At 65.8% G+C, this 20,926-nt stretch carries 18 protein-coding genes and 1 pseudogene; 5 read left to right on the top strand and 14 right to left on the bottom strand.

Annotation, left to right across the window (positions count from 1 at the left end):
- Positions 1-12 precede the first annotated feature (12 nt).
- The 7 genes and pseudogenes from ACQP1T_RS31085 to ACQP1T_RS31055 all read right to left on the bottom strand — a co-directional run bounded on the left by ACQP1T_RS31085 (position 13) and on the right by ACQP1T_RS31055 (position 6,325).
- Positions 13-480, bottom strand: a complete 468-nt coding sequence (locus tag ACQP1T_RS31085; RefSeq protein ID WP_433756590.1) for a hypothetical protein — start codon at positions 478-480, stop codon at positions 13-15.
- 150 nt (positions 481-630) lie between these two features.
- Positions 631-741 (bottom strand): annotated as a pseudogene (locus ACQP1T_RS31080) (SDR family NAD(P)-dependent oxidoreductase); the annotation flags it as partial.
- Positions 742-1,205: 464 nt separating this feature from the next.
- A complete protein-coding gene (locus ACQP1T_RS31075; protein ID WP_433756589.1) occupies positions 1,206-1,976 on the bottom strand; it encodes a MerR family transcriptional regulator in 771 nt (256 codons plus the stop codon).
- 135 nt (positions 1,977-2,111) lie between these two features.
- Entirely contained in the window at positions 2,112-3,623 is a 1,512-nt protein-coding gene (locus ACQP1T_RS31070) for a flavin-containing monooxygenase (RefSeq protein WP_433756588.1), read from the bottom strand.
- Positions 3,620-4,546 carry a ferritin-like domain-containing protein gene (locus tag ACQP1T_RS31065; protein WP_433756587.1) on the bottom strand — a complete coding sequence of 309 codons (927 nt, stop codon included), beginning with the start codon at positions 4,544-4,546 and terminating at the stop codon, positions 3,620-3,622. Before ACQP1T_RS31065 ends, ACQP1T_RS31070 begins: the two co-directional genes overlap by 4 nt.
- 2 nt (positions 4,547-4,548) lie before the next feature.
- Positions 4,549-5,454, bottom strand: coding sequence for an SDR family NAD(P)-dependent oxidoreductase (locus ACQP1T_RS31060; RefSeq protein ID WP_433756586.1), 906 nt, complete (start codon positions 5,452-5,454; stop codon positions 4,549-4,551).
- Between the two features lies 1 nt (position 5,455).
- Complete coding sequence (locus tag ACQP1T_RS31055) at positions 5,456-6,325, bottom strand: alpha/beta hydrolase (protein ID WP_433756585.1); 870 nt, start codon at positions 6,323-6,325, stop codon at positions 5,456-5,458.
- On the opposite strand from ACQP1T_RS31055, the gene ACQP1T_RS31050 reads away from it, so the two are divergent.
- Complete coding sequence (locus ACQP1T_RS31050) at positions 6,324-6,449, top strand: hypothetical protein (protein ID WP_433756584.1); 126 nt, start codon at positions 6,324-6,326, stop codon at positions 6,447-6,449. The two genes, ACQP1T_RS31055 and ACQP1T_RS31050, sit on opposite strands and share 2 nt — an antisense overlap.
- A 168-nt stretch (positions 6,450-6,617) precedes the next feature.
- Here ACQP1T_RS31050 and ACQP1T_RS31045 read toward each other — a convergent pair whose 3' ends face one another.
- Entirely contained in the window at positions 6,618-7,574 is a 957-nt protein-coding gene (locus ACQP1T_RS31045; protein ID WP_433756583.1) for a D-isomer specific 2-hydroxyacid dehydrogenase family protein, read from the bottom strand.
- A 156-nt stretch (positions 7,575-7,730) separates the two neighbouring features.
- Entirely contained in the window at positions 7,731-8,687 is a 957-nt protein-coding gene (gene ligD / locus ACQP1T_RS31040) for a non-homologous end-joining DNA ligase (RefSeq protein ID WP_433756582.1), read from the bottom strand.
- 114 nt (positions 8,688-8,801) lie between these two features.
- On the opposite strand from ligD, the gene ACQP1T_RS31035 reads away from it, so the two are divergent.
- Entirely contained in the window at positions 8,802-9,011 is a 210-nt protein-coding gene (locus ACQP1T_RS31035; RefSeq protein ID WP_157110752.1) for a hypothetical protein, read from the top strand.
- A 28-nt stretch (positions 9,012-9,039) separates the two neighbouring features.
- On the opposite strand, the gene ACQP1T_RS31030 is transcribed toward ACQP1T_RS31035, so the two are convergent.
- Positions 9,040-9,198, bottom strand: a complete 159-nt coding sequence (locus ACQP1T_RS31030) for a hypothetical protein (RefSeq protein ID WP_433756581.1) — start codon at positions 9,196-9,198, stop codon at positions 9,040-9,042.
- Positions 9,199-9,307: 109 nt separating this feature from the next.
- Positions 9,308-11,431 (bottom strand): RecQ family ATP-dependent DNA helicase, encoded by a 2,124-nt coding sequence (locus ACQP1T_RS31025; protein ID WP_433756580.1) that lies wholly within the window; start codon positions 11,429-11,431, stop codon positions 9,308-9,310.
- Positions 11,432-11,730: 299 nt separating this feature from the next.
- Between ACQP1T_RS31025 and ACQP1T_RS31020 the strand changes: the two genes are divergently transcribed.
- The gene (locus ACQP1T_RS31020; protein ID WP_433756579.1) at positions 11,731-12,213 is read left to right on the top strand and encodes a hypothetical protein; all 483 of its coding nucleotides are present in this window, start codon (positions 11,731-11,733) and stop codon (positions 12,211-12,213) included.
- 162 nt (positions 12,214-12,375) lie between these two features.
- Here the strand turns inward: ACQP1T_RS31020 and ACQP1T_RS31015 are convergent, their stop codons facing one another.
- Positions 12,376-13,599, bottom strand: coding sequence for an RtcB family protein (locus tag ACQP1T_RS31015; protein ID WP_433756578.1), 1,224 nt, complete (start codon positions 13,597-13,599; stop codon positions 12,376-12,378).
- A 165-nt stretch (positions 13,600-13,764) separates the two neighbouring features.
- Here ACQP1T_RS31015 and ACQP1T_RS31010 point away from each other — a divergent pair, with 165 nt between their 5' ends.
- The gene (locus ACQP1T_RS31010) at positions 13,765-14,499 is read left to right on the top strand and encodes a DsbA family protein (RefSeq protein WP_433756577.1); all 735 of its coding nucleotides are present in this window, start codon (positions 13,765-13,767) and stop codon (positions 14,497-14,499) included.
- 53 nt (positions 14,500-14,552) lie between these two features.
- Here the strand turns inward: ACQP1T_RS31010 and ACQP1T_RS31005 are convergent, their stop codons facing one another.
- Positions 14,553-15,638 (bottom strand): amidohydrolase family protein, encoded by a 1,086-nt coding sequence (locus ACQP1T_RS31005; protein ID WP_433756576.1) that lies wholly within the window; start codon positions 15,636-15,638, stop codon positions 14,553-14,555.
- 1 nt (position 15,639) lies between these two features.
- Positions 15,640-17,013, bottom strand: coding sequence for a glutamine synthetase (locus ACQP1T_RS31000; RefSeq protein WP_433756575.1), 1,374 nt, complete (start codon positions 17,011-17,013; stop codon positions 15,640-15,642).
- A gap of 218 nt (positions 17,014-17,231) precedes the next feature.
- Between ACQP1T_RS31000 and ACQP1T_RS30995 the strand changes: the two genes are divergently transcribed.
- Positions 17,232-20,684, top strand: coding sequence for a protein kinase domain-containing protein (locus tag ACQP1T_RS30995; RefSeq protein WP_433756574.1), 3,453 nt, complete (start codon positions 17,232-17,234; stop codon positions 20,682-20,684).
- Positions 20,685-20,926: the final 242 nt, after the last annotated feature.

Below are 20,926 nucleotides of genomic sequence, written 5' to 3'. Positions count from 1 at the left end.
CCGCAGCAGATTTCAGCCGGTCGGCAAGCACGCCGAGCCGAGATCGATGCCTGTTCCGACGCGCACCACAACCGAGCCCTCCGACTCCGGCGTGTAATTGCCGCCCACATACTTTGCCCGCACCGTGTGATTACCGGTCGTTGCTGGCTTCCAATCGATTTGGGCGGTCAACGAGGGACCGTTGGACGGCGTCGCCTTGTTCACCGTCGGTGTGACGCTGCCGAGAAACGTCGCGTCATCCCAGAACTCCACCGGCGGAATGTAATTCCCGAGGCCGAGCGCGGAACTCCCTGCCACAGTCGCCTTTATCTGCGCCGTGCATCCGGTAGCCGCCGAACCGGATAGCGTCACCGTGGTGGTGACATCCCCTGGTGCGCCGACGGCGGTGCCGGACGCCAGTAACGATCCGCCTCCCAACGCGACGACTGCGGCGAGAACCGCGAACCCGGACGAGATACGACGAACAGCTGTGACGGCCATATCGGCTCCTGCACTCGCGAGACTTCGACCGGTCCAGTGTCGACATAGTCGCGCGCCGACGCAAGCTCCGAGCCGCCGTTCACCGCTACCGTCCGCCCGGTGAGGAAACCGTTGCCGATCATCATGAGGACCGCCTGACCGATCTCGTCAGGCAACCGCCGCTCCAGCGCGGGCCAGTGCCTGCGCGATGCCCCGACCGATGCCTCGGGATCCGCCGGTGACCAGAGCGACGCGGTTGGCGAGTGCGATGCGTCCGTCCATGAGAGCGAACGTAATCCCGGGAGTGTGCTCCAGGTCAAGGGCTCGTGTCCGGAAATTTGATGCGCTACAACACTCCGGTGCGCCCAGGAGCATGAAGAAGTCGCAGACCGTGGATGGGTGCGGAAGCCGTGCGGTAGCTAGCAAATAGCCCGGGGCTGAGGTAACGGTTGTGTTGCCATGGGCTCACATGGCGTTGATTCCGCCGAAATTGGGAATTCTTGGTGACACGTCCCGTGAGCGGAATGAGGTGCCACATGAACACAGTGGTATGCGGCGATTGCTGGCGTCGCGAAAACTTGACGTTCGCACAGCGACTGGACCCGGCCTTCATCCGGCCCGGATTTGCCTATCTATGCCCGGAGCACCGAGCCTGCCGAGCCGAAACGCTCGGTCGGCCCGAGCTCGGACAATCGGCGGCGTGAACCCTCGAAACCAACGCGCACCCCAGCGAGTTTCGCTGGCGGTCAAGGCGCGTCGGGCAATGAACCGGTACGTCCGCGTTCGCGCTCCGCGGCGGTGGCGAGGTAATCGCCCAACTCGCGCCGCAGCGTGACATCGAGCGACCGGGCAAGGGTGGCGTGCACCGAGGCGACGGCCAGTTCGCGCATTTTGTTGAGCATCGTTGTGGTGTCGGCGATTTCGCTGCTGGTCTCCGGCAGCCAGCCCGGCCCGTGTTCGTCGACGATGTGCTCTTTGGCGGCCGTGATCATGATGTGGGTGATGTCATCGATGCGGTCGGCGACCTTGGCGTAGATCTCGATGAGGGTGCGCAGTTCCAGGCCGTATTCGTGCAATTCCGCGAATGAGGTGAGCAGTGCGGTATCGGTGAAGGCGACGGTATCGCCCTCGATCCGCACCAGCTTCATCTCCGCGAGCCGGTCGACGAGTTCGTCGGTATCGGTGCCGAGGATGGTCCCGATCAGTTCGCGGGGCACCTCGAAGGTTTCGTCCTTGGCCCAGCTGGCCGTCACCGCGTGCTGCAGGCCGAGCACCTCGGTGAGGTCCTTGCCGGTCTCCCAGCTGGTGATGAAATCGGCGATATGGGCGGTGGTGAAGCCGCGCTGCAGTAGCGCGTCGATGAGTCGCAGCCGCTCCAGATGCGAATCGTCGTAGATGCTGGCGCGCCCGTCCTTGCCGATCGGGGGCGGTAGCAGCCCGCGTTCCTGGTAGGCGCGCACATTCCGGCTCGTGGTGCCCGCGGCGCGGGCGAGATCATCGATCCGGTATTCCGGCACCGATATCACCTCCCATAGCGACTAGGCCTGCTGCACCGGCGGCCGGAATGCGGTCTTCGAACCGACCGAGTCTAACGTCCCTGCTGCCGCTAGCGATTGCTTGCAGGTCGCTCGAAACAATCAGCTGCCAGTCACCTAGGAAACTGCCGCGATCCGCGACTTCGTCGTGCGCGCGGCCGGTACGACGTGATAGTCATCGAGGTTCACTGACCGCAGCTGGCCGACGTATTGGGTGGCGAAACCCGGATACATGGTCGCATTGAACCCGTCCTCGGTGAGATACCAACTGCGGCAACCGGAGTTCCAGGTGGTGCCGCCGAGCCGCCGCTGGATCGCCGCGTTGTAGCGGTCCTGGCGGTCCATCCGCACATCGAGCATGCGCAGATTCCGGTCCAGGATGGTGCCGATCGCGCTCACCAGGTAATCGATCTGGGCCTCCATGTACACCAGCGCCGAATTGTGTCCCGGCCCCGAATTCGGTCCGAAGGTGAAGAACAGATTCGGGTACCCGGATACCGCGATGCTCTTGTAGGCATAGGCGCCGCGGCGCCACTCCTCGGCTAGTACCCGACCGTCCCTGCCGACCACCGGGATGGGGGTGCCGGTCTTGGAGACATCGAATCCGGTGGCGAAGACGATGCAATCGGCTTGGTGCTCAATACCTTCCGCGGTGCGAATGCCGTGTTCGGCGATGCGGGCGATCGGCCAGGTGATCAGTTTGCAATTCTCGCGCTGCAGCGCCGGATAGTAATCGTCGGTCATCAGCAGGCGCTTGCACCCGGCCCGGAAATCCGGGGTGAGCTGACGCCGCAGCCACGGATCCTTGACCTGCCTGTGCAGCTGAGCCCGCCCGACCAATTCGACCACCCTGGTCAGCGGGGTATTCCAGACCACGCCGAGCGCGACGGATTCGTGTCCGTAGAACCAGGCCAGGCGCGAGAGCGATTCGGCCGCGGGCACCCGACGGTAGAGCTGCTTGGTCAGTGGCGTGGTGCGCCGATTGACCCGAGGCAGTACCCATCCCGGCGTTCGCTGGAACACCTTGACCGAGGCCGCCTGATCCACCAGCTCCGGAATGATCTGCACCGCGCTGGCTCCGGTGCCGACGACCGCGACCTTCTTGCCGGTGAAGTCATAGTCGTGATCCCAACGGGCACTGTGGATCTTGTGTCCTCGGTAGTCCTCGATTCCAGGAATATTCGGCAGACTCGCGTTGGCCAGTGGTCCGGAGGCCAACACCACCGTTCTGGCGCGGACGGCCTCGGCGCGGTCTTCGATACTGATGTTCCAGACGCCGGCGTCCTCGTCGAACGTGATCCCGGTGACATTGTGGCCGAAGCGGAAGTGCTTGTGCAGTCCGAACTTCGCGGCCATCGACTCGATATAGCCGAGGATTTCCGTGCTGCCGGAGTAGGTGTGCGACCAGTTCGGGTTCGGCGCGAAACTGTAGGAGTACAGCCGCGACGGAATATCGCACGCCGCCCCGGGATAGGTGTTGTCGCGCCAGGTCCCGCCGATCGCGGTGCCGCGTTCGAAGATCGCGAAATCGCCGATTCCCTTTTGCTTCAGGCGAATCGCGGCGCCGATACCGGCGAATCCGCCGCCGATAATGGCGACATCCAGTGTTCGCATCGCTTCCTTCGTCATGCCGCGGGCTCGTAGGTGAGTTCCTTGGACCAGGTCGGCTGCGGGCGCAGCAGCCGCTTCGGCACCCGTGCGGTGATCTTGACCAGTGCGTCGGCCAAAAGGTGATAGGGGTGGCCGCGGTTGATCACCCAGCCGCCATGCATCTTCACGATCTGATACATCGGCAGTCTGCGCGCGAATTCACTGCGCTCGCCGACATTCGCGTATCGCCTCAGCGCCGCGTACAACTTCTCCTCGTCGACGCCCATTTCGACGATGTTGTCGCGCATCTTGTTCAGCAGCGGCACATAGCTCAGTACGCCGATGATGAACGTCGGCTTGGCCCACCCGCCGACCAGATCGATGAGCAGCTTGCGCATCTGCGCGTGGCCGAGCAGATCCATCACCGCGAAATCCACGGCCAGATGCCGGGATTCGTCGGCATTGATCTTCTTGAAGGCCTCCTGGCAGATCGGATCCTCGATCTCGTCCATGATGAACTTGATCAGCGCACCGTCCAGCGCCACCTCCAGCATCGGAATCACCGTGCCGAGGAATGACAGCGACATGTCGTCGGAGTACTGGTCCAGGAAGTCGATGACCAGCTTGACATTGACATTCGGTTGCGGAATCTCGTCACCGTCGAGCATGCCCCAGCGCCGCATCAGCGCGAGTTCGGCATTGGCGTGCTTCTGCTCCTCGGCATGGAAGTAGCGATAGATCTCGCGCAGCGTTTCGGTCGGCGCCTTCTTCGCCATGGCGGCGAAGCCGCGCGCGCCGACATTCTCGATCCACATCAGATCGGCCATGAACGGTTTGAGCTTGGCGTGCAGTTCGGGCGAAATCGTTTCCGCGCCGGGAGCATCCCAGTCGATATCGGCCAGCGCCCACTGCCGATCCTTGATCTTGCGGAGCATGTCGTCGAAGTCCATAGCGTTGGCCATGATCAGACTCCTGTCTTATCGGAGACCGAGGAGAGGTCCGTGGTTGTCGAGTTCTCCTGTGGCAGTAGCCGATCCAGGAGACCGAGGGCAAAGGTGTACTGGGCGGGGAAGTAGCGCTTGAGCCGCCAGATGAGGTGCGCGTCCAGTTGCGGCAGCACATAGAGCTGGCCGCGGTCGTGAGCGTCGAGGGTGGTGCGCGCGACGCTGTCGGGGGAGAAGCCGGTCAGGCGCATGAGGGTGTCGGCCAATCGGGCCGATTGCGCGGTAATGCGGCCGTCGCGAGCGACGTTCGTCTTGACGAAGGTCGGACACAGCACGGTGACCGCGACTCCGGTGCCGCTCATCTCGGCGGCCATGGTCTCCGAAAGCGACAGCACCGCGGCCTTGGACGCGTTGTAGACCGCCATCGATGGCGCGGCGGCGAAGGCGGCCGCCGATGCGACATTGATGATCCCGCCACGGGAGGCGGCGCGCAGTTGCGGTGCGAAGATCTCGCATCCGTGCACCACACCCCACAGATTGATGCCGAGCGCCCAATCCCAGTCGTCGAAACCGATTTCGCCGACCCGCTTTCCACCGATGCCGACACCGGCGTTGTTGACCACCAACGTGACCGGGCGTTCGAACAGCGATTCGGCGAAGCGCGCAAGGACTTCCACTTCCTCGCGACGCGAAACATCGCAGCGGAACGCGTGCGCCGCACCGGGATGGTTGCGCTCGATGAGAGCGACGGTCTCGTCGGCGCGGGATTCATCGATATCGGCGCAGATCACCTGCCCGCCACGCTCGGATATCTCGAGTGCGAAGGCGCGCCCGATACCGCTGCCCGCGCCGGTGACCACCGCGCGGGCGCCATGGCTGCGGCGCGGTCGGATGCCGATCGGAATGAGCTTTTCCAGTCCGAACATCTCAGCTCACCTTCTTCGTGACGGTCTGGGAAATCAGTGCGGTACGGAGGAATTCGGCGGCCCGATCCAATGCCTTGTCCGCCTCCGGAACCAGCAGCGGCAGCGCTTGGAAGACGTGCACCTGGCCCGGCCAGATCTCGAGGGCGCAGTCGCCGCCCGCATCGCGCACCATCGCGTGCAGGTGTCGGGCGTCGGCACTGAGCATTTCCGCGCCGCCCGCCTGGATCAGCAGCGGCGGCAAGGTCATACCCGGCGGGATGTGTAGCCGCAGGCGGGGTGCGTCGGCGGGCAGGTCGCGGGTGTAAGCATGGGGAAGTCGGCTGGCCGCGCGGGCCGAGATCACCGGATCCCGTTGCCGCCGTTCCTGTTCGGCGGCCAAACCGAAGGTGAGATCGATCAGCGGGGAGAACATCGCGACGGCGGCGGGTTGCGGCCGGGCTTGACGGTCGTTCTCGATCAGCAGATCCAACGCCAGATGCCCGCCCGCCGAATCGCAGGCGATGACGAGATCTTGTGCGGCGAAACCGCGGTCGAGCAGCCAGCGGTATCCGGCCTCGACATCATCGGCGGCGGCCGGAAACCGATGCTCCGGCGCGAGCCGGTAGTCGGTGAGAAAGACCGGTAGTCCGGTCCTGCTCGACAGCTGTGCGGCCAAGCCGCGGTGGGTCCGGGCCGAGCAGAGGACGTAGCCGCTGCCGTGGATGTAGTAGATGGCGCGCTGTCCGAAATCCACGCCCGGCGTGCGGACCCATTCGCCGCGGATAGTTCCGGATCTGACCTGAACGACGGATATGCCACGCGGCGTCGGACCGGCGGTGGCCATGATCGTCGCGATCAGTTTGCGTGCGAACCACACTCCCGGTGCGTTCATGGGTACTGCATTGTTCAGCGGCCGCAGCCCGATCTCGCATGCCGCGGCAGCGAGTCTGGACCGTGCCGAGGGCACCGTCGGAACGCCGGGGACCGAGGTCCTCGTTGACCTTGTCATGAGCTAAGAGTCATGCATGAATGTGCCAGTTGTCAATGGCACATTTAAAACAGGCTTTTGAGGCGTGCGCCTTTGTTTGCCAGACCACTGCGCCGTGGTGGATCGACCTGCCCGCGCGGTGCAGCAGCGCCGGGTGGTCGTCGTCCCCGATCATCAGGGACCTGTTCCGGGTGGGTCAGTAACCTCGTTCGGTATCGATCGGCGCGAGCAGAGCGCGTCCGGTGATGAAGCGCTGCACATTCGCGCCGACATGGTCCGCGAAAGCTGCGAGCCGCAGCTGCGGGGGATTCGAATCATGCGGTGTGACAATGGCATTCGGCAGCACCCAGAGCGGGTGGCCGTCCGGCAGCGGTTCGGGATCGGTGACATCCAGACCGGCGCCGCCGATCGCGCCGGAGGCCAGTGCGGCGACCAGCGCGTCGGTATCGATGAGGCTGCCGCGCGCCACATTGATCACCCAGGACGACGGCTTCAACCGGGCCAGCTCCTCGGCTCCGACCAGGTGTTTCGTCTCGGGCGTCGCGGGTGCGGCGATCACGACGTGATCGGTGCGCGGCCAGATGCGGGCGAGATGTTCGGCCGGAAGGGTCTCGACGGTATCCGGAATTCCGGGGCCGGTCACCTGGCGGCCGGAGCGGTTGACGGCGATGATGTGCGCGCCGAGCGGGACGAGCATGGGAATCAGCGCGCGCCCGATCCCGCCCGCACCGACAATGGTCACCGTCTTACCGTGCAATGTGCCGACGTGCGGGAAGAAATCGTACTGTCGCCAACTGCCCGCCCGCAGGTGCTCCGGCAGATAACGCACTCCGGCGAGCAGCAGCATCAGCGCGTGTTCGGCCACGCTCGCCGCGAAAGCGCCTGCGGCGGAAGTGAATCGGATATCCGGATGTCGAGCGAGAATGCCCGCGGTGAACCAGTCCTCGACACCGGCCGCGGGCAGCTGCACCCATTCGATGGACGCTGGCAATTCGTCCGGGAATTCACCGGGGCCGCCCGCCCAGATCAACGCTCTGGCCTGCGGCAGATCCGCGACGGTCGCACCACCCTCGACGACAGCCTTGCGCAGTAGTGTCGGCGCGGGCGTCGACGGGCCGATCGCGACCGGAACCGGAACCTCCGCGGCGCTCATAACGACCTCCTGTCGCGGGCAAAACCACTGGCACGGCGCCTGCGGCTGACTCCTTAGCGAACCGTAACACCCGGTGCCCGCCCGCCCCGCGCACCCCGAACTCGCATACCGTCCGTACTCGGGGTGGGTAGCCGCGACAAACGGTGTGCGGGCGGGCTAGTCCTCGTCGAGATCGACGTCCAGATTGTCGCGGTCGGCCCATTCCAGCAGTTGGTCGATGCGGAACACCGCCTCGTCGATGCCCTCGTGCAGATCGCCGAATTCGGCGAAGCGGGCGGGGACCGTTTTCATGGTGAAGTCCCGCGGGTCGATATCGGGTATCTCATCCCAGCGGATGGGCGTGGAGACCGTCGCCTCCGGGACGCCACGGACCGAATAGGCGGCGGCGATGGTGTGGTCGCGGGCGTTCTGGTTGTAGTCGACGAACAGCAGCTTCGGATCGCGGTCCTTGCGCCACCAGGTGGTGGTCACATCGTCTGGTGCGCGGCGCTCGACCTCCTGTGCGAAGGCGAGTGCCGCCCGGCGCACCTCGGTGAAACCCCACTCCGGTGCGATGCGCACATAGATATGCATGCCCTTGCCGCCGGAGGTCTTCGGCCAGCCGACCGCGCCCAAATCGTCGAGCACTTCCCGTGCGACGCCCGCGACTCGCTGCACCCGCGACCACGGGCAATCCGGCATCGGGTCGAGGTCGATGCGCCATTCGTCCGGTAGCTCGGTGTCATCGCGGCGCGAGTTCCACGGATGGAATTCGACCGTGGACATCTGCACCGCCCAGATGACATCGGCCAGTTCGGCCACGCAGAGTTCGTCCGCATGTCGGCCGTAGCGCGGAAAGAACACGCGCACGGTGGGAATCCAGTCCGGCGCGCCAGCGGGCAGCCGCTTCTGATGCACCTTGTCACCCGACAGCCCCTTGGGAAACCGATGCAGCATGCATGGCCGGTCCCGTAGCGCGCGGACGATACCGTCGCCGACGCTCAGGTAGTACTGCACCAGGTCGAGCTTGGTCGCACCGGACTCCGGGAAGTAGATCCGGTCCGGGTTGGAGATGCGGACGGTGCGGTCGCCGACATCGAGTTCGACAGCGGGCGACGCGGACTTGCTGGCCACCTGTCCGACGATAACGGCTCGGTGGGTGAACTGCTCGCCGCCACCCGCTGACCCGCGGCTTCGCCCGTTGTGAACACCGATGCCATCCGGGGCGAAGGGGCGCACACTGGCCAGATGATGACCAAACTGATGCGAGCGATTCGTCGACTGTTCGGTCGGGGCGGGGTGCCCGCGGGCGGTGGCCGGGGTCCGGGCGAGGCCGGTGGCGGTGCCGCGGGTGTTCGCGAGCCGCGCAGGCCGATACCGCCGGACGACCGGCTCAGCGACACCAAACGGATCGAGCCGGACCCGCCCACGCTTCGACTACCGGACGCGCGTCAGTAGGGCGCGTTCGGTGACCACCCACGCAGGCTCAGTCGGACTTGCGCAGTTCTGGCATGGGTGGTAGCTCGGTGGTATCGGCCATCGGGTCGATGCGCAGGTTATCCAAGGATTCGAAGAATGCCTCGGCCGAGCCGTACCGCGCCTTGACCTCCTCGAGCAGCCGTTTTGCGGGCAGGTTCGAGTACATAGGCCTATCGTGACCGAGAATTCCCGTCCGAAACATTAGTTAGCCAAATATTCGCCAGTTTGTTAGTTATCGATCGGCGAACGCGGGCCGAGGTTCGACGGGAGTCCGACTAGGTCTGGGTGGCGAGTGCGAAGGGCAGTACCGCTGGTGCCCCCGCGTTGCGCAGCGCGTGCGCGGCCACAGTCAGCGTCCAGCCGGTATCGGAGAGCGCGTCGACGAGCAGGATCGGACCGTCCACCGAACCGAGATCCGGGATCAGCCAGGAATCGAACAGACCGGCCACCCGGTGGGCCGAGTTCGCGGCGGAAACCGGCGGCCGGTCCGGACGCAGCTGCAAGGTGCCGAGGTCACGCAGACGGCCGACCTCGGCGAGGCGGGCGGCGAGTGTGGCGGTGAGCACCGGATAGCGGTGCGATTCCAGGGCCATTACCGCGGTCGGGCGCGTCGTCCAATTCCATTCGCGCAGCACCGCGATGCAGGCGTCGAAGACCGCATCCGGAACCGGATCGTCGGGCGCGTCCAGCAGCGCGCGCAGGCGCTGACCCCAGCCGAGATCGGTGAGCCGCCCGAGCGCACGTCCGGTCTCCGCGCCGTTGGTGATCTTGCCGGACAACGGAATTCCGAGTTTGGCCATCCCGGTGGGCCACTGCTTGCGCGGGGCGAGATCGAGGCCGGGACGGTCGAGCCGGGCGCGGGTCGCGGCGATGGCCGAGGAATCGATGGTGGTATCGAGGCGGGTACCGGTGCAGTTGTCACAGCGACCGCAGCCGGGTGCATCGGCCTCGAGTGCGGGCAAGCCGGGGTCGTCGAGCTGGCGGCGCAGGAATTGCATCCGGCAGCCCCTGGTGCGCTGATAGTCGATCATCGCCTGCTGTTCGACCTCGCGGGCCGCGGCGAGACGTTCATAGCGCTCGGTGTCATAGACCCATGGCTGTCCGGTGGCGATCCAGCCGCCGCGGACCCGCCGCACCGCACCATCCACATCGAGCACCTTGAGCACCATTTCCAGTCGCGAGCGGTTCAGCTCCACCATGGGCTCGAGCGCGACAGTCGACATGGCTCGGTCGAAATCCAGTGCGTCCAGGACCGAGCGCACGATGTGTTCGCGCGGAAAGGCAACGGAGGCAAAGTAACTCCAGATCCTGGCGTCCTCCGGACCGGGCAGCAGTATCACCTCGGCGCGATCGGTGCCGCGACCCGCACGACCGACCTGCTGGTAGTAGGCGATGGGGGAGGACGGTGCGCCGACATGCACCACGAAACCCAGATCGGGTTTGTCGAAGCCCATGCCGAGTGCCGAGGTTGCGATGAGCGCCTTCACCTCGTTGTTCAGCAGCGCCGCCTCCAAGGCCTCGCGTTCGGCGGTATCGGTCTGGCCGGTATAGGCGGCGACATTGTGGCCATGCGAATTCAGCACGTCGGCGAGGTCGTGCGCGGCGGCGACGGTGAGGGTGTAGACGATGCCGGAGCCGGTCAGTTTGTCGAGGTGGCCGCTGAGCCACGCGGTGCGCTCGACGGCATCGTCGAAGCGCACCACCGACAGGTGCAGCGATTCGCGATCCAACGTGCCGCGCAGCACTAGGGTCTCGGTGCCGATCTGGGTGGCGACATCGGTGACTACCCGATCGTTGGCGGTCGCGGTGGTGGCGAGCACCGGCACATCGGAGCCGAGATCGGCGATCAGGGTGCGGATGCGACGGTAATCGGGTCGGAAGTCGTGACCCCAGTCCGAGACGCAGTGCGCCTCGTCGATCACGACGAGTCCGGCGTCGGCGGCCAGTTTGGGCAATACCTGGTCGCGGAAGTCCGGATTGTTCAGCCGCTCCGGGCTGACCAGCAGCACATCCACCGCGCCCGCGGCCACCCGATCGTGGATCTCATCCCATTCGGTGACATTGCCGGAGTTGATGGTCGCCGCGATGACCCCCGCCCGTTCGGCAGCCGCGACCTGGTTGCGCATGAGCGCCAGTAGTGGCGAAACGATCACCGTCGGCCCGCGTCCCGCCCGCCGCAGCAGCTTGGCCGCGATGAAATACACCGCCGACTTACCCCAGCCGGTGCGCTGCACCACCAGTGCCCTGCGTCGCTGCACGATCAGCGCTTCGATCGCCGTCCACTGGTCCTCGCGCAGTTCCGCCTGCGGTCCGGCGAGGTCGCGCAGCAACTCCTCGGCCCGTTCCCGCAGGTCGGGTGCGGTGAGGTCGATCGCTGAAGTACCGGCCGCGGTGGTCATGCGCTCCATCGTGCCTGATGCCACCGACATCGCTGGCCACGGCCGTGCTTCGCCGTTCGCCGCAGGGGTCGGCGGATCGAAGGTCCCGAGCGTAGACATCACAGCGCTGCGCCGCACGGATTCGCGACGAAACGTTCCGACCCAGAGGCGGGAACGCCCGCCATAACCGCAGGCGAGTGCCGAGCCAGCGAGTACAGCTCACCGGTGACACCCGCGGCCGAAAAGGCGAAATATCGCTGGGCAACCGACAGTCGGGTGAGACGATTGCTCCGCACCGTGGGACCGCGCAGGAGGTAGCGATGACGAATTACGAGCCGCCCCCGGGTTGGTCTCCACCCGGTGCCCAATTCCGCAGCACCAGTAGATTCGGCCGGACCGTTTTCGGCATTCTGGTCGGTCTGGTGGTGACACCGGTCGGGATCGGACTCGCCGCGCACGCGGCGCTGGATACCCGGCAGTGGGTCATTCTCGGATCCGCGGCGAACCGGGCCGGATCGACGTTCCAGATCGTCGGTGGGGCGCTGTTGCTACTCCTGGTGGCCGCGCTTGCCGCGTACTCACCGGCCGGAACGGTGCTGGCCGGACTCGTCTGGGGTGTGGTGCCGGGCTTCGTGTATTTCCTGTTCCCGGATGACACCTGGCGAATCATTCATGACGACCTACCACTGTTGTCCGATGAGATGCGCCAAGCGCTGATCACCTGGGTGACCAGCGGTTTCCCCTTCATCCTCGGCGTACTGCTGCTCGGTGCGGGCGTGGCCGGCACGCTGCGACGCAACTGAATACGCAAAGGCCGAATCGCGATGGTGCGCACCGCAATTCGGCGTGCTCGAGTCGAGGTCCCGGCTACTGGCCGCGTCGCATCGGCAACACATAATCCCGGATGTCACTGAGCGCTTTTGGGGCCGAATTGCAGTTGTGCTTACCGCAATTCGGCCACCATGTCACCCTTTCACACACAGCACCTGACGCAGCGTCGCGACGATATCGACCAGATCGCTTTGTGCCGCGATGACCTCATCGATGTCCTTGTACGCGGCCGGGATCTCGTCGACCACACCCGCGTCCTTGCGCGATTCCACGCCCTCGGTCTGCGCGATCAGATCCGCGACGGTGAACCGCCGCTTCGCGGCGTTCCGGCTCATCCGCCGACCCGCACCGTGCGATGCCGACTGGAACGACGCCGGGTTTCCCTTGCCACGCACCACATATGAGCGCGTGCCCATCGAACCCGGAATCAACGCCAGATCGCCCGCGCCCGCCCGTACCGCACCCTTACGGGTCACCAGCATCGGCACGCCGTCGATCTCCTCCTCCGCCACATAGTTGTGGTGGCAAGATATCGGCTCGTCGAAATGTACTTCGCGCCCGGCGAATTCCGCACGCACCGCACCGCATACGAGCGACAGCATGACCGCGCGGTTGCGTGCGGCGTATTCTTGCGCCCAGGTCAGATCGCGCCGGTAGGCTTCCATTTCCGGTGTGCCGGAAAGGAATACGGCCAGATCGCGATCGGGTAGGTCCCGGTTGTGCGGCAGTGCGCGCGCGATGGTCATATGTCGTTCGGCGAGTTCTTTGCCGATATTGCGGCTACCGGAGTGCAGCAGGATCCACACCGAATCGTGCTCGTCCAGACAGACTTCTATGAAGTGATTGCCACCTCCTAGCGAGCCGATCTGCTTGTGCGCCTTGGATTCCAGCGCCTGCACGCCCGGATGCAACGCACCGAACTCGGACCAGAAACGCCCCCAGCCGCTGATGTGCCGGGCCAGTTCGCTGTGTGAGGCGGCGAACTGCGCGCCCAGCTTCGCGACATCGACCGCATCCTTGTGCGCCTGGAACCCCACCGGCACCGCCGCCTCGATGCGCGAGCGCAGCGAATGCAGATTGTCCGGCAGATCGGCGGCGGTGAGGTCGGTCCGCACGCTCTCCATACCGCAGCCGATATCCACCCCGACGGCCGCGGGCGCGACCGCATCGCGCATCGCGATCACCGAGCCGACCGTCGCACCCTTGCCGAGGTGCACGTCGGGCATGACGCGGACTCCGTGGACCCATGGCAGTTGCGCGATATTCCGCAGCTGCCGCAGCGCGGCCTGCTCGATTTCGTGCTCGTCGGCCCACATGAGCGTCTGCGCCCTGGTGCCGCGCAGCTCGACGGGAAACATGAGAAGCGTCCTTTCTGGTTTCGGTCTGTTCCCCGTCAACGCTAGATACCCGCAGGTCCATGCGCACTTGATTATCGATGGGCCATTACCGGACGAGCACTCCGAGCTCCGCTACCGCTATCGTGCGGGGGCGGAAAGTTCGGCGAGCGAAAGAGTGGTGAAGCGGTGAGCATCCCTCAGGGTGGATGGTCGGGTCCACCGGCGGCGGCGCGGTCCAGCAGCAGCGCGGTCGTCGTTCTGGTGGTGGTCGCCGCACTGCTATTCGTTGTGGTCGGCGTGGTCGGCGTAGTTGTGGTGCAGAAGAGCGGCGTCGTTTCGGGTGTCGCGACGGCCGCCGGTTCCGGGACGACCCCAACGGGCGTGACCGACGCCGGTGCGGTCCGGGTCGGCGATGCGAATGCGAAGGTCGTCGTTCGCGTGGTCGCGGACCTGCAGTGCCCCGCATGTAAACAATTCGAGAAACGCAACGCCAAGACTCTCGAAGACGCCGCCGAGCACGGCACCGCGATCATCGAATACGACGTCATCTCATTCTTGGACCGCGCGTCCAGCACCCAGTACTCTTCGCGTGCCGCAAATGCGTCGTATTGTGTTGCCGGACAAGACCGTTCGAAGTATCAGGGCTGGTTCGCCGCGATGTTCGAACAGCAGCCCGCTGAGGGCGGCAGTGGTCTGCCCGACAGCAAACTCGTCGAGATCGCCAAGAACGCGGGCTACACCGACCCGTCGGTCGCCCAGTGCATTACCGATCGCAAATACGACAGCTATCTCCGTGACAAGACCGACCGGGTCCTCAATGGCGATGTCAACGCCACCCCGACCGTCTTCGTCAACGGCAAGAAGCTCGACTCCAGCCAGCTGTCCAACAGCCTGGACGCCGCCATCGCCGCTGCGCGTTAGCGCCGTCGAACGTAGTCGAATGGTCGTTGCCGCCGCCGCATTCGGCCGCCATATCACTGCCTTCGGCGAGCAGCCGGAACCGATGGCGGGTAGGTGCGCACGGCGTTTCCACGGGCGATCGCGATGACGAGCCCTTCGGCATCAGGGAGGGTGATGGCGTCGTCGGCGATCCATTCGTCCAGTAGGCGGCCGAGACCGCGCCGCCACAGCAGTGCGCCGAGGTAGTGCAGCTCGGGGAGTCCGTAGCCGTCGGAGGAGTAGAGCATCGACCGGAACGGCGCGAGTTCGAGCGCTTCCGCCAGTACCGCCTCGGCTCGATGCCCCACATAGGGAATCGTCAGGCCGAGGTCCAGGTGCACGTGGTGGAAGGCGTGCGCGAGGTAGGCGGCATTGCGGTGGAAGGGCCAGCAGTGCAGCAGCATGACCGATAGGCCGGAGCCCGCGGTGAAGTGCAGGAAGTCGGTGAGCAGTAATGGATCGGCCTGTTGCAGCCGCTGATCGGTGTCGCCGAATCCGGTGTGGAACTGCAGCGGCAGGCCGAATTCCGCGCCGATGCGGGCGCCGAGTCCGACCAGCCAGCCGAGCGTCGCCGGATCGGTGAGGCGCAGTTCGTGGATGATCGTCGACGGCAGCGTATCGGTGATCGGGAAGTTCAGACCATAGCGGTAGGCCACGATCGTCTTGAGGCCGACGGCATTTCGGGCCCGACTGCGCAAGGTGGTTTCGATATCCTCGAAAGGCATTGTCGCGGTGCTGACTTCGGTGATCACCTGTTCGGCTACCTGTTCGAGCCGGACGATCTCACGCACCTCGCCAGGTGCGAGCGCGGCGAATTCCGCTCGGTCACCGCCGAATCCGGTATCGAGAAACCATCGGGTGGTGCCGGAGGCGTGCAGCAGTCGGGTGGCCGCTGCGCGCCAGCCGAGCTCGGCCCTGCGGGCCAGATACCGCTCCGGCTCGGCATGCGGTTCCAGGTCGAGAACCGGTGCGCACCAACGCCTTACCGCCAGACCGATCGCCGAATCGAAGCTGCCGCATTGCCCCTCGCCGAGCAGTCGCTCGAAGCCAGGGCGGTCCAGATCCCCGGCGACGATGCCGTGACAATGGTGATCGGTCAGCGCGACACCATCGGTGAGCACGCTAGAACCGCCACCGGGTCATCTCGATCACCTTGGCCGGGCTGATGTCCCGATAGCGTTCGGCCTCGGCGCGGCGCACGGTGAGCAGCGCATCGTGCAGTTCGACGCCGAGTGCCTCGGTGAGCACCTTGGAGTCCGCGAGTGCGTCGGCGGCCTCCATCGAACTGGTCGGCAACCGACGCACGCCCGACAGCATGAGTTGCTCAGCATCGAATCCCATTGGGTCGCCGGTGATTTCGGCGGGCAACCGCAGTTCTTCGGCGACCCCGGCGAGTCCGGCGGCAATGACCGTGCCGACGATCAGATACGGATTACCGGTCGCGTCGAAACACTTGATCTCGGCATTGGCCGCCCAGTCCTCGGTGCCCTGCACGCCGGTGATGAAGCGCAGCGCCGCCTCCCGCGTCTCCCGGCCCCAGCACTGCCAGACTCCGGCCCATCGCGAAGGTTGCAGCCGCAGGAAGCTCGCCGGATTGCCCGCGCCGACCGCGACCAGTGCGGGCAGTTCCCGCAGCACACCGGCCAGGAACGCCTCGCCAGCGCGGCGCATGCCATAGGGGCCCTCGCCCTGGGCCAATAGCGGCCCTTCGTCGTCGTGCAGCGAAAAATGCAGGTGCGCACCGGAACCCGCACCGCCGGGCTCGATACAGGGAGCCAGCAGTGCGCGCCAACCGTATTGCGCGCTCACCTGCCGGATGGTGTGCCGGACCAGGATCGCGTCATCGGCGGCCGCGACCGGATCATTGGGCGCGACCGACAATTCCAGTTGCGACAGCGCGTATTCCGGATGGAACTGATCGACGGCGACCTCCTGGCGTTCCAGGGCCGCGACGAGCTCGCTGGCGTACTCACCCACTTGGCTCAACCGGATCATGCTGTAGGCGGGCCCATATACCACTGGGACGAAATCGTTTTCGATATCCCCGCGCCCGACCGACCACTCCGTCTCGAATGCCATCGACAGCCGCAGCCCGGCATTCTGCGCCGCCTGCGCCTGCCGAGTCGCGAAGGCGCGCTGACAACCGACGAAGCGGCTGCCGTCCTGGGTGAACTTATCGGCGGGCGCCCAGGCCCACCCCGGCTGACAGGCGAGCTCGGTCAATCGCGACAGATCTGGAATCAGCCGCAGATCGCCATCGGGCCCGCCCAGATACCGCCCGACCGACATCAGATCATCGAAGGTGAACGTCTCGAAACAGGGCGAAACCCCGATCCCGAATCTGGCGGCCTGGGCCAACCGCCCCTTCGGCACCGTCTTCACCCTGGTTATCCCGGCATTATCGACAAACGTCATGGCGACCATATGGGCCTCGAGGTGCCCGATCAACGCATCATGGGCACCCTCGGCCGGTATCCGATCCGGCATAGTGGGCATGAATCCCAAGATAATCCGCCCCCGCCCGCTTCGGGACGGACTCGGGCTACCTCGTCGCGCCGCGGCTATCCGGCCGCTTATGATCGACCTGTCGGGACCAGCTGGTTTTCGCCTCGAGAGGTGAGTACATGAGTCGCTCGTGGAGCGGTCAGGGTGGCAGCCCGCCGTGAATGCGCGAATTTCCGGGAAGTCTGCGCCGATGATCGGTTGAGCGGTCGGTGTCCGAAGGTAGTGCCGAGGGGACGCAACGCGACCTGACTTTCGGCCTCGCAGCGGAACTGGCTGCGGCCGGGTTTGCCGACGCCCAAGAGATCGGCCGCGGCGCATTCGGCATCGTGTACCGGTGCACCGATTCCGCACTCGATCGGGACGTGGCGGTCAAGGTGCTCGGCTCCACGGTCGACGATGAAGACCGCACCCGCTTCCTGCGTGAACAACGTGCTTTGGGAAAGTTCTCGACCCATCCCAATATCGTCCAGGTGCTGACGACCGACGTGACCGCGACCGGACGGCCGTTCATCGTGATGCCCTTCCATCCCAGGGGTTCACTCGACGCACGGATTCGCACGGACGGACCGTTGTCGTGGCAGGAGGTGCTTGCCGTCGGCGTGAAGCTGGCGGGCGCACTGGCGACCGCGCACGCTTGCGGCGTCATCCATCGCGACGTCAACCCCGCCAACGTGCTGATCAGTGACTACGGTGAACCGCAGCTGGCGGACTTCGGTATCGCGCGCGTCGGCGGCGCGTTCGAGACAGCGGCCGGCATCGTCGCGGGCACCCCGGCCTACACGGCTCCGGAGGTGATACGCGGCGATCCTCCGACGGTTCGCTCCGATATCTACGGGCTCGGCGCGACGCTGTTCGCGGCGCTCACCGGCCATGCCGCGTTCGAGCGTCAGGCGGGGGAGTCGATGGTGGCGCAGTTCGTGCGCATCACCTCTGAACCCGTCCCCGACCTGCGTTCCGCCGGTGTACCGGCAATGGTGTGCGCGGTCCTGGAAGCCGCGATGGCCACCGACCCCACCGACCGGCCCGCCACCGCCCGAGAGTTCGGCGAGCGGATGCGCACCGTGCAGTTCTCCTGCGGGCTGCCGGTGGACACGATGCCTGCCCCGGAACACGACGGAGCCGTCGAAACCGGATCGGTCGCGGGCGGCGGGCCGATCCCGTCGAGCACGTCGAGCACCGCGACCGCGTCGCGACCGCAATCGGCCCCGACGACCCGGTTCCGTCCACCGACGACGCTGCGCAGGTTGGTCGATCGCCCGCGGTTGCTGGAGATCTTGCGGGAGGGACAATCCAGGCGGCTGGTCCTCATTCATGGCCCGGCCGGTTTCGGCAAGAGCAGTCTGGCCGCGCAGTGGGCGCACGCCCTCGAAGTGGACGGCGTCCGGGCCGCCTGGTTGGCGATCGCGGAGGACGACAACAATGTCGTGTGGTTCCTGAGCCACTTGGTCGAGGCGATTCGGCAGGTTCGCCCGACGCTGGCGATCGAACTGACGCAGATTCTCGAGGAGCGTTCCGCCGGCGCGGCGCAGCAGGTGATGACGGCCCTGATCAACGAGATCCACGACAGTGCCGAGCCTGTTGCCGTCGTGATCGATGACTGGCACCAGGTGACAAGTCCGGCGACCCTCGCCGCGATGGAGTTCCTGCTCGACAACGGATCCGACCACCTGCGATTGATTGTCACCAGCCGCACTCGCACCGGACTTCCGTTGGGGCGCATGGGTGTTCAGGACGAACTGGTGGAAATCGACGAGACCGCATTGCGTTTCGATTCTGGGGAGACGACGGATTTCCTGGTCGGTGTGAAGCGATTGCACCTGTCGAACGCCGACGTCGACCGGCTGCGCGAGTCCACGGAGGGCTGGGTGGCGGCGCTGCAGCTCGCCTCGCTGTCGCTGCGCGGCAAGGAGGATCCGGGGGCCTACCTGGACCAGATCACGGGCCAGCACTACGCCATCGGCGAATACCTGATGGAAAACGTCGTCGGCGCGCTCGAACCGCCGATGCTCGACTTCGTCATGCGGACCGCGGTCACCGACACCATCTGCGGGGATCTCGCGCAGGCGTTGACCGGAGTGCGGTCCGGGCAGGAACAGCTCGAGGAGGTGCGGCGCCGGGACCTGTTCCTGCGCGCCATCGATGACGAGCTGCGGTGGTTCCGCTATCACGCGCTCTTCGCGGACTTCTTGCGCCGCAGGCTGATCCGGCAGCATCCCGGCTTGCTCGAACAGCTCCATCTGACCGCGTCGACCTGGTTCACCGAGCACGAAAGGGTCACCGAAGCCGTGGATCACGCACTCGCGGCCGGTGCCGCCGAGCGGGCGAAACAACTGGTGCAAGCACATGCCGACACGCTGATCGAAGATTCCCGCATGGCCACCTTCCTAGGGCTGGTGAAGAAGCTGCCCGCCGAGATCACGGTTGCCGATCCACGGCTGCAACTGTCGGTGGCCTGGGCCAACATCTCGCTGCAGCGCCCCGCCGCCACCCGGACCGCGCTGGATCGTGTGGACGCGGCACTGGCCACCGCGGCACCGGACGATCCCGGGATCGCGGACCTGCGCATCCAGGCCGATGTGACGCGAGCCGCGGAATACCTTGTGACGGACCGGTTCAAGGATTTCCCGGATGCCGCCGTGGCGTGGCTGGAGCAGCCGGTGCGACCGTTCTTCGCCAGCGTCGCGGCCACCACCGCGGAAGCGGCCGCCTACTATCGTTTCGACTTTGCCGGTGCCCGCCGCTGGCATGCCTGGGCCGAGCCCTACCGGACCCGCATCAACGGTCCGGCTGGCGTGGTCTACGGCGCCTGCATCGCTGGTGAAGCCGCCGCCGAGCAACTCGACATCGCCGAAGCCGAGGCGCTCTTCCGCTCCGCGCTCGCGGAGGCCCGCAATACCGGCAGCCAATCCCACGCGACCCGGATGGCCAGCGGTCTGCTCGGCGAATTGCTCTACCAGAAGGGGCAATACGCCGAAGCCGCCGAGCTGCTGGCATCCAGTCCCGGTGTCGCGGCCGGTGCGATGGAATTCCTGGTCGCCACCTACGGGACCGGTGCCAGGCTGACGGCAATGCGCGGCGACCTCGATGCCGCACGGAGACGGTTGGACGAGGGGCAAATGGTCGCCGAGCACATCAGCCTGCCACGGCTGACCGCCCGCATTGTGAACGAGCGAGTCCGACTGGGTCTGCCGATCACCGACGAGGACCGGCAGACGCTCGAGCACCTGCCCGCGTACCAACGGCAACCGAACCACCCACTCGCGGTCACCGCCGAACTCACCCACGAGTCGGCGATCCGTCTCCTACTCGCCCAACGGTCACCGGCCGCCGCTGAGCGCTGCGCCGCTGCCGCCGAGCAGATGGTCGCCGAAATCCGCACCCAGCCCCGCCCCCGCGCTCTTCTCCAGGCTCAATTGCTATATGGCGGTTGCCTTTCCGTCGCCGGACGCACCGATCAGGCGACTGCCTGCCTGACTCCGGCACTTTCTCGGTGCGCCGAACTCGGTCTGGTCCGACTGGCCGTGGACAGCGCCCCCGCCATCGCCCCGATTGTGGAAGACCTGCTCGCCGCCCCCGAGACACCCGAACGGCTGCCCCGACCTTTCCTGCGACAGATCCTGAACGAGATCGACGGAATCAGCGAGCGGACATATCGCGAATAGGCCGTGCCAGCGTTGTCGGCGAGAAGACCATCCGCCGCGTGCTGAAGCGTAGGGACACCTCCGAAGGCTGTAAAGCCTTGCATTGGAACGAGTTTCCGTTCATCGACTGGAAGCGGCCGCGGCAGGGCAGGGATCGAGATGCCGACCACGTCGCCCCTGAGACAGCCTGATCGTGTCTCGCGGCCGAAATGCGAAGCCCCTGACGCCGAGACGGATTGCTGAAGCGCAAAGGGTCCATTAGA

The organism is Nocardia sp. CA-135398, assembly GCF_050955845.1.
In the GTDB taxonomy this organism is placed as follows: Bacteria; Actinomycetota; Actinomycetes; order Mycobacteriales; family Mycobacteriaceae; genus Nocardia.
The sequence above is the reverse complement of the archived record's forward strand: the minus strand, read 5'-3'. Positions and strand labels throughout refer to the sequence as shown.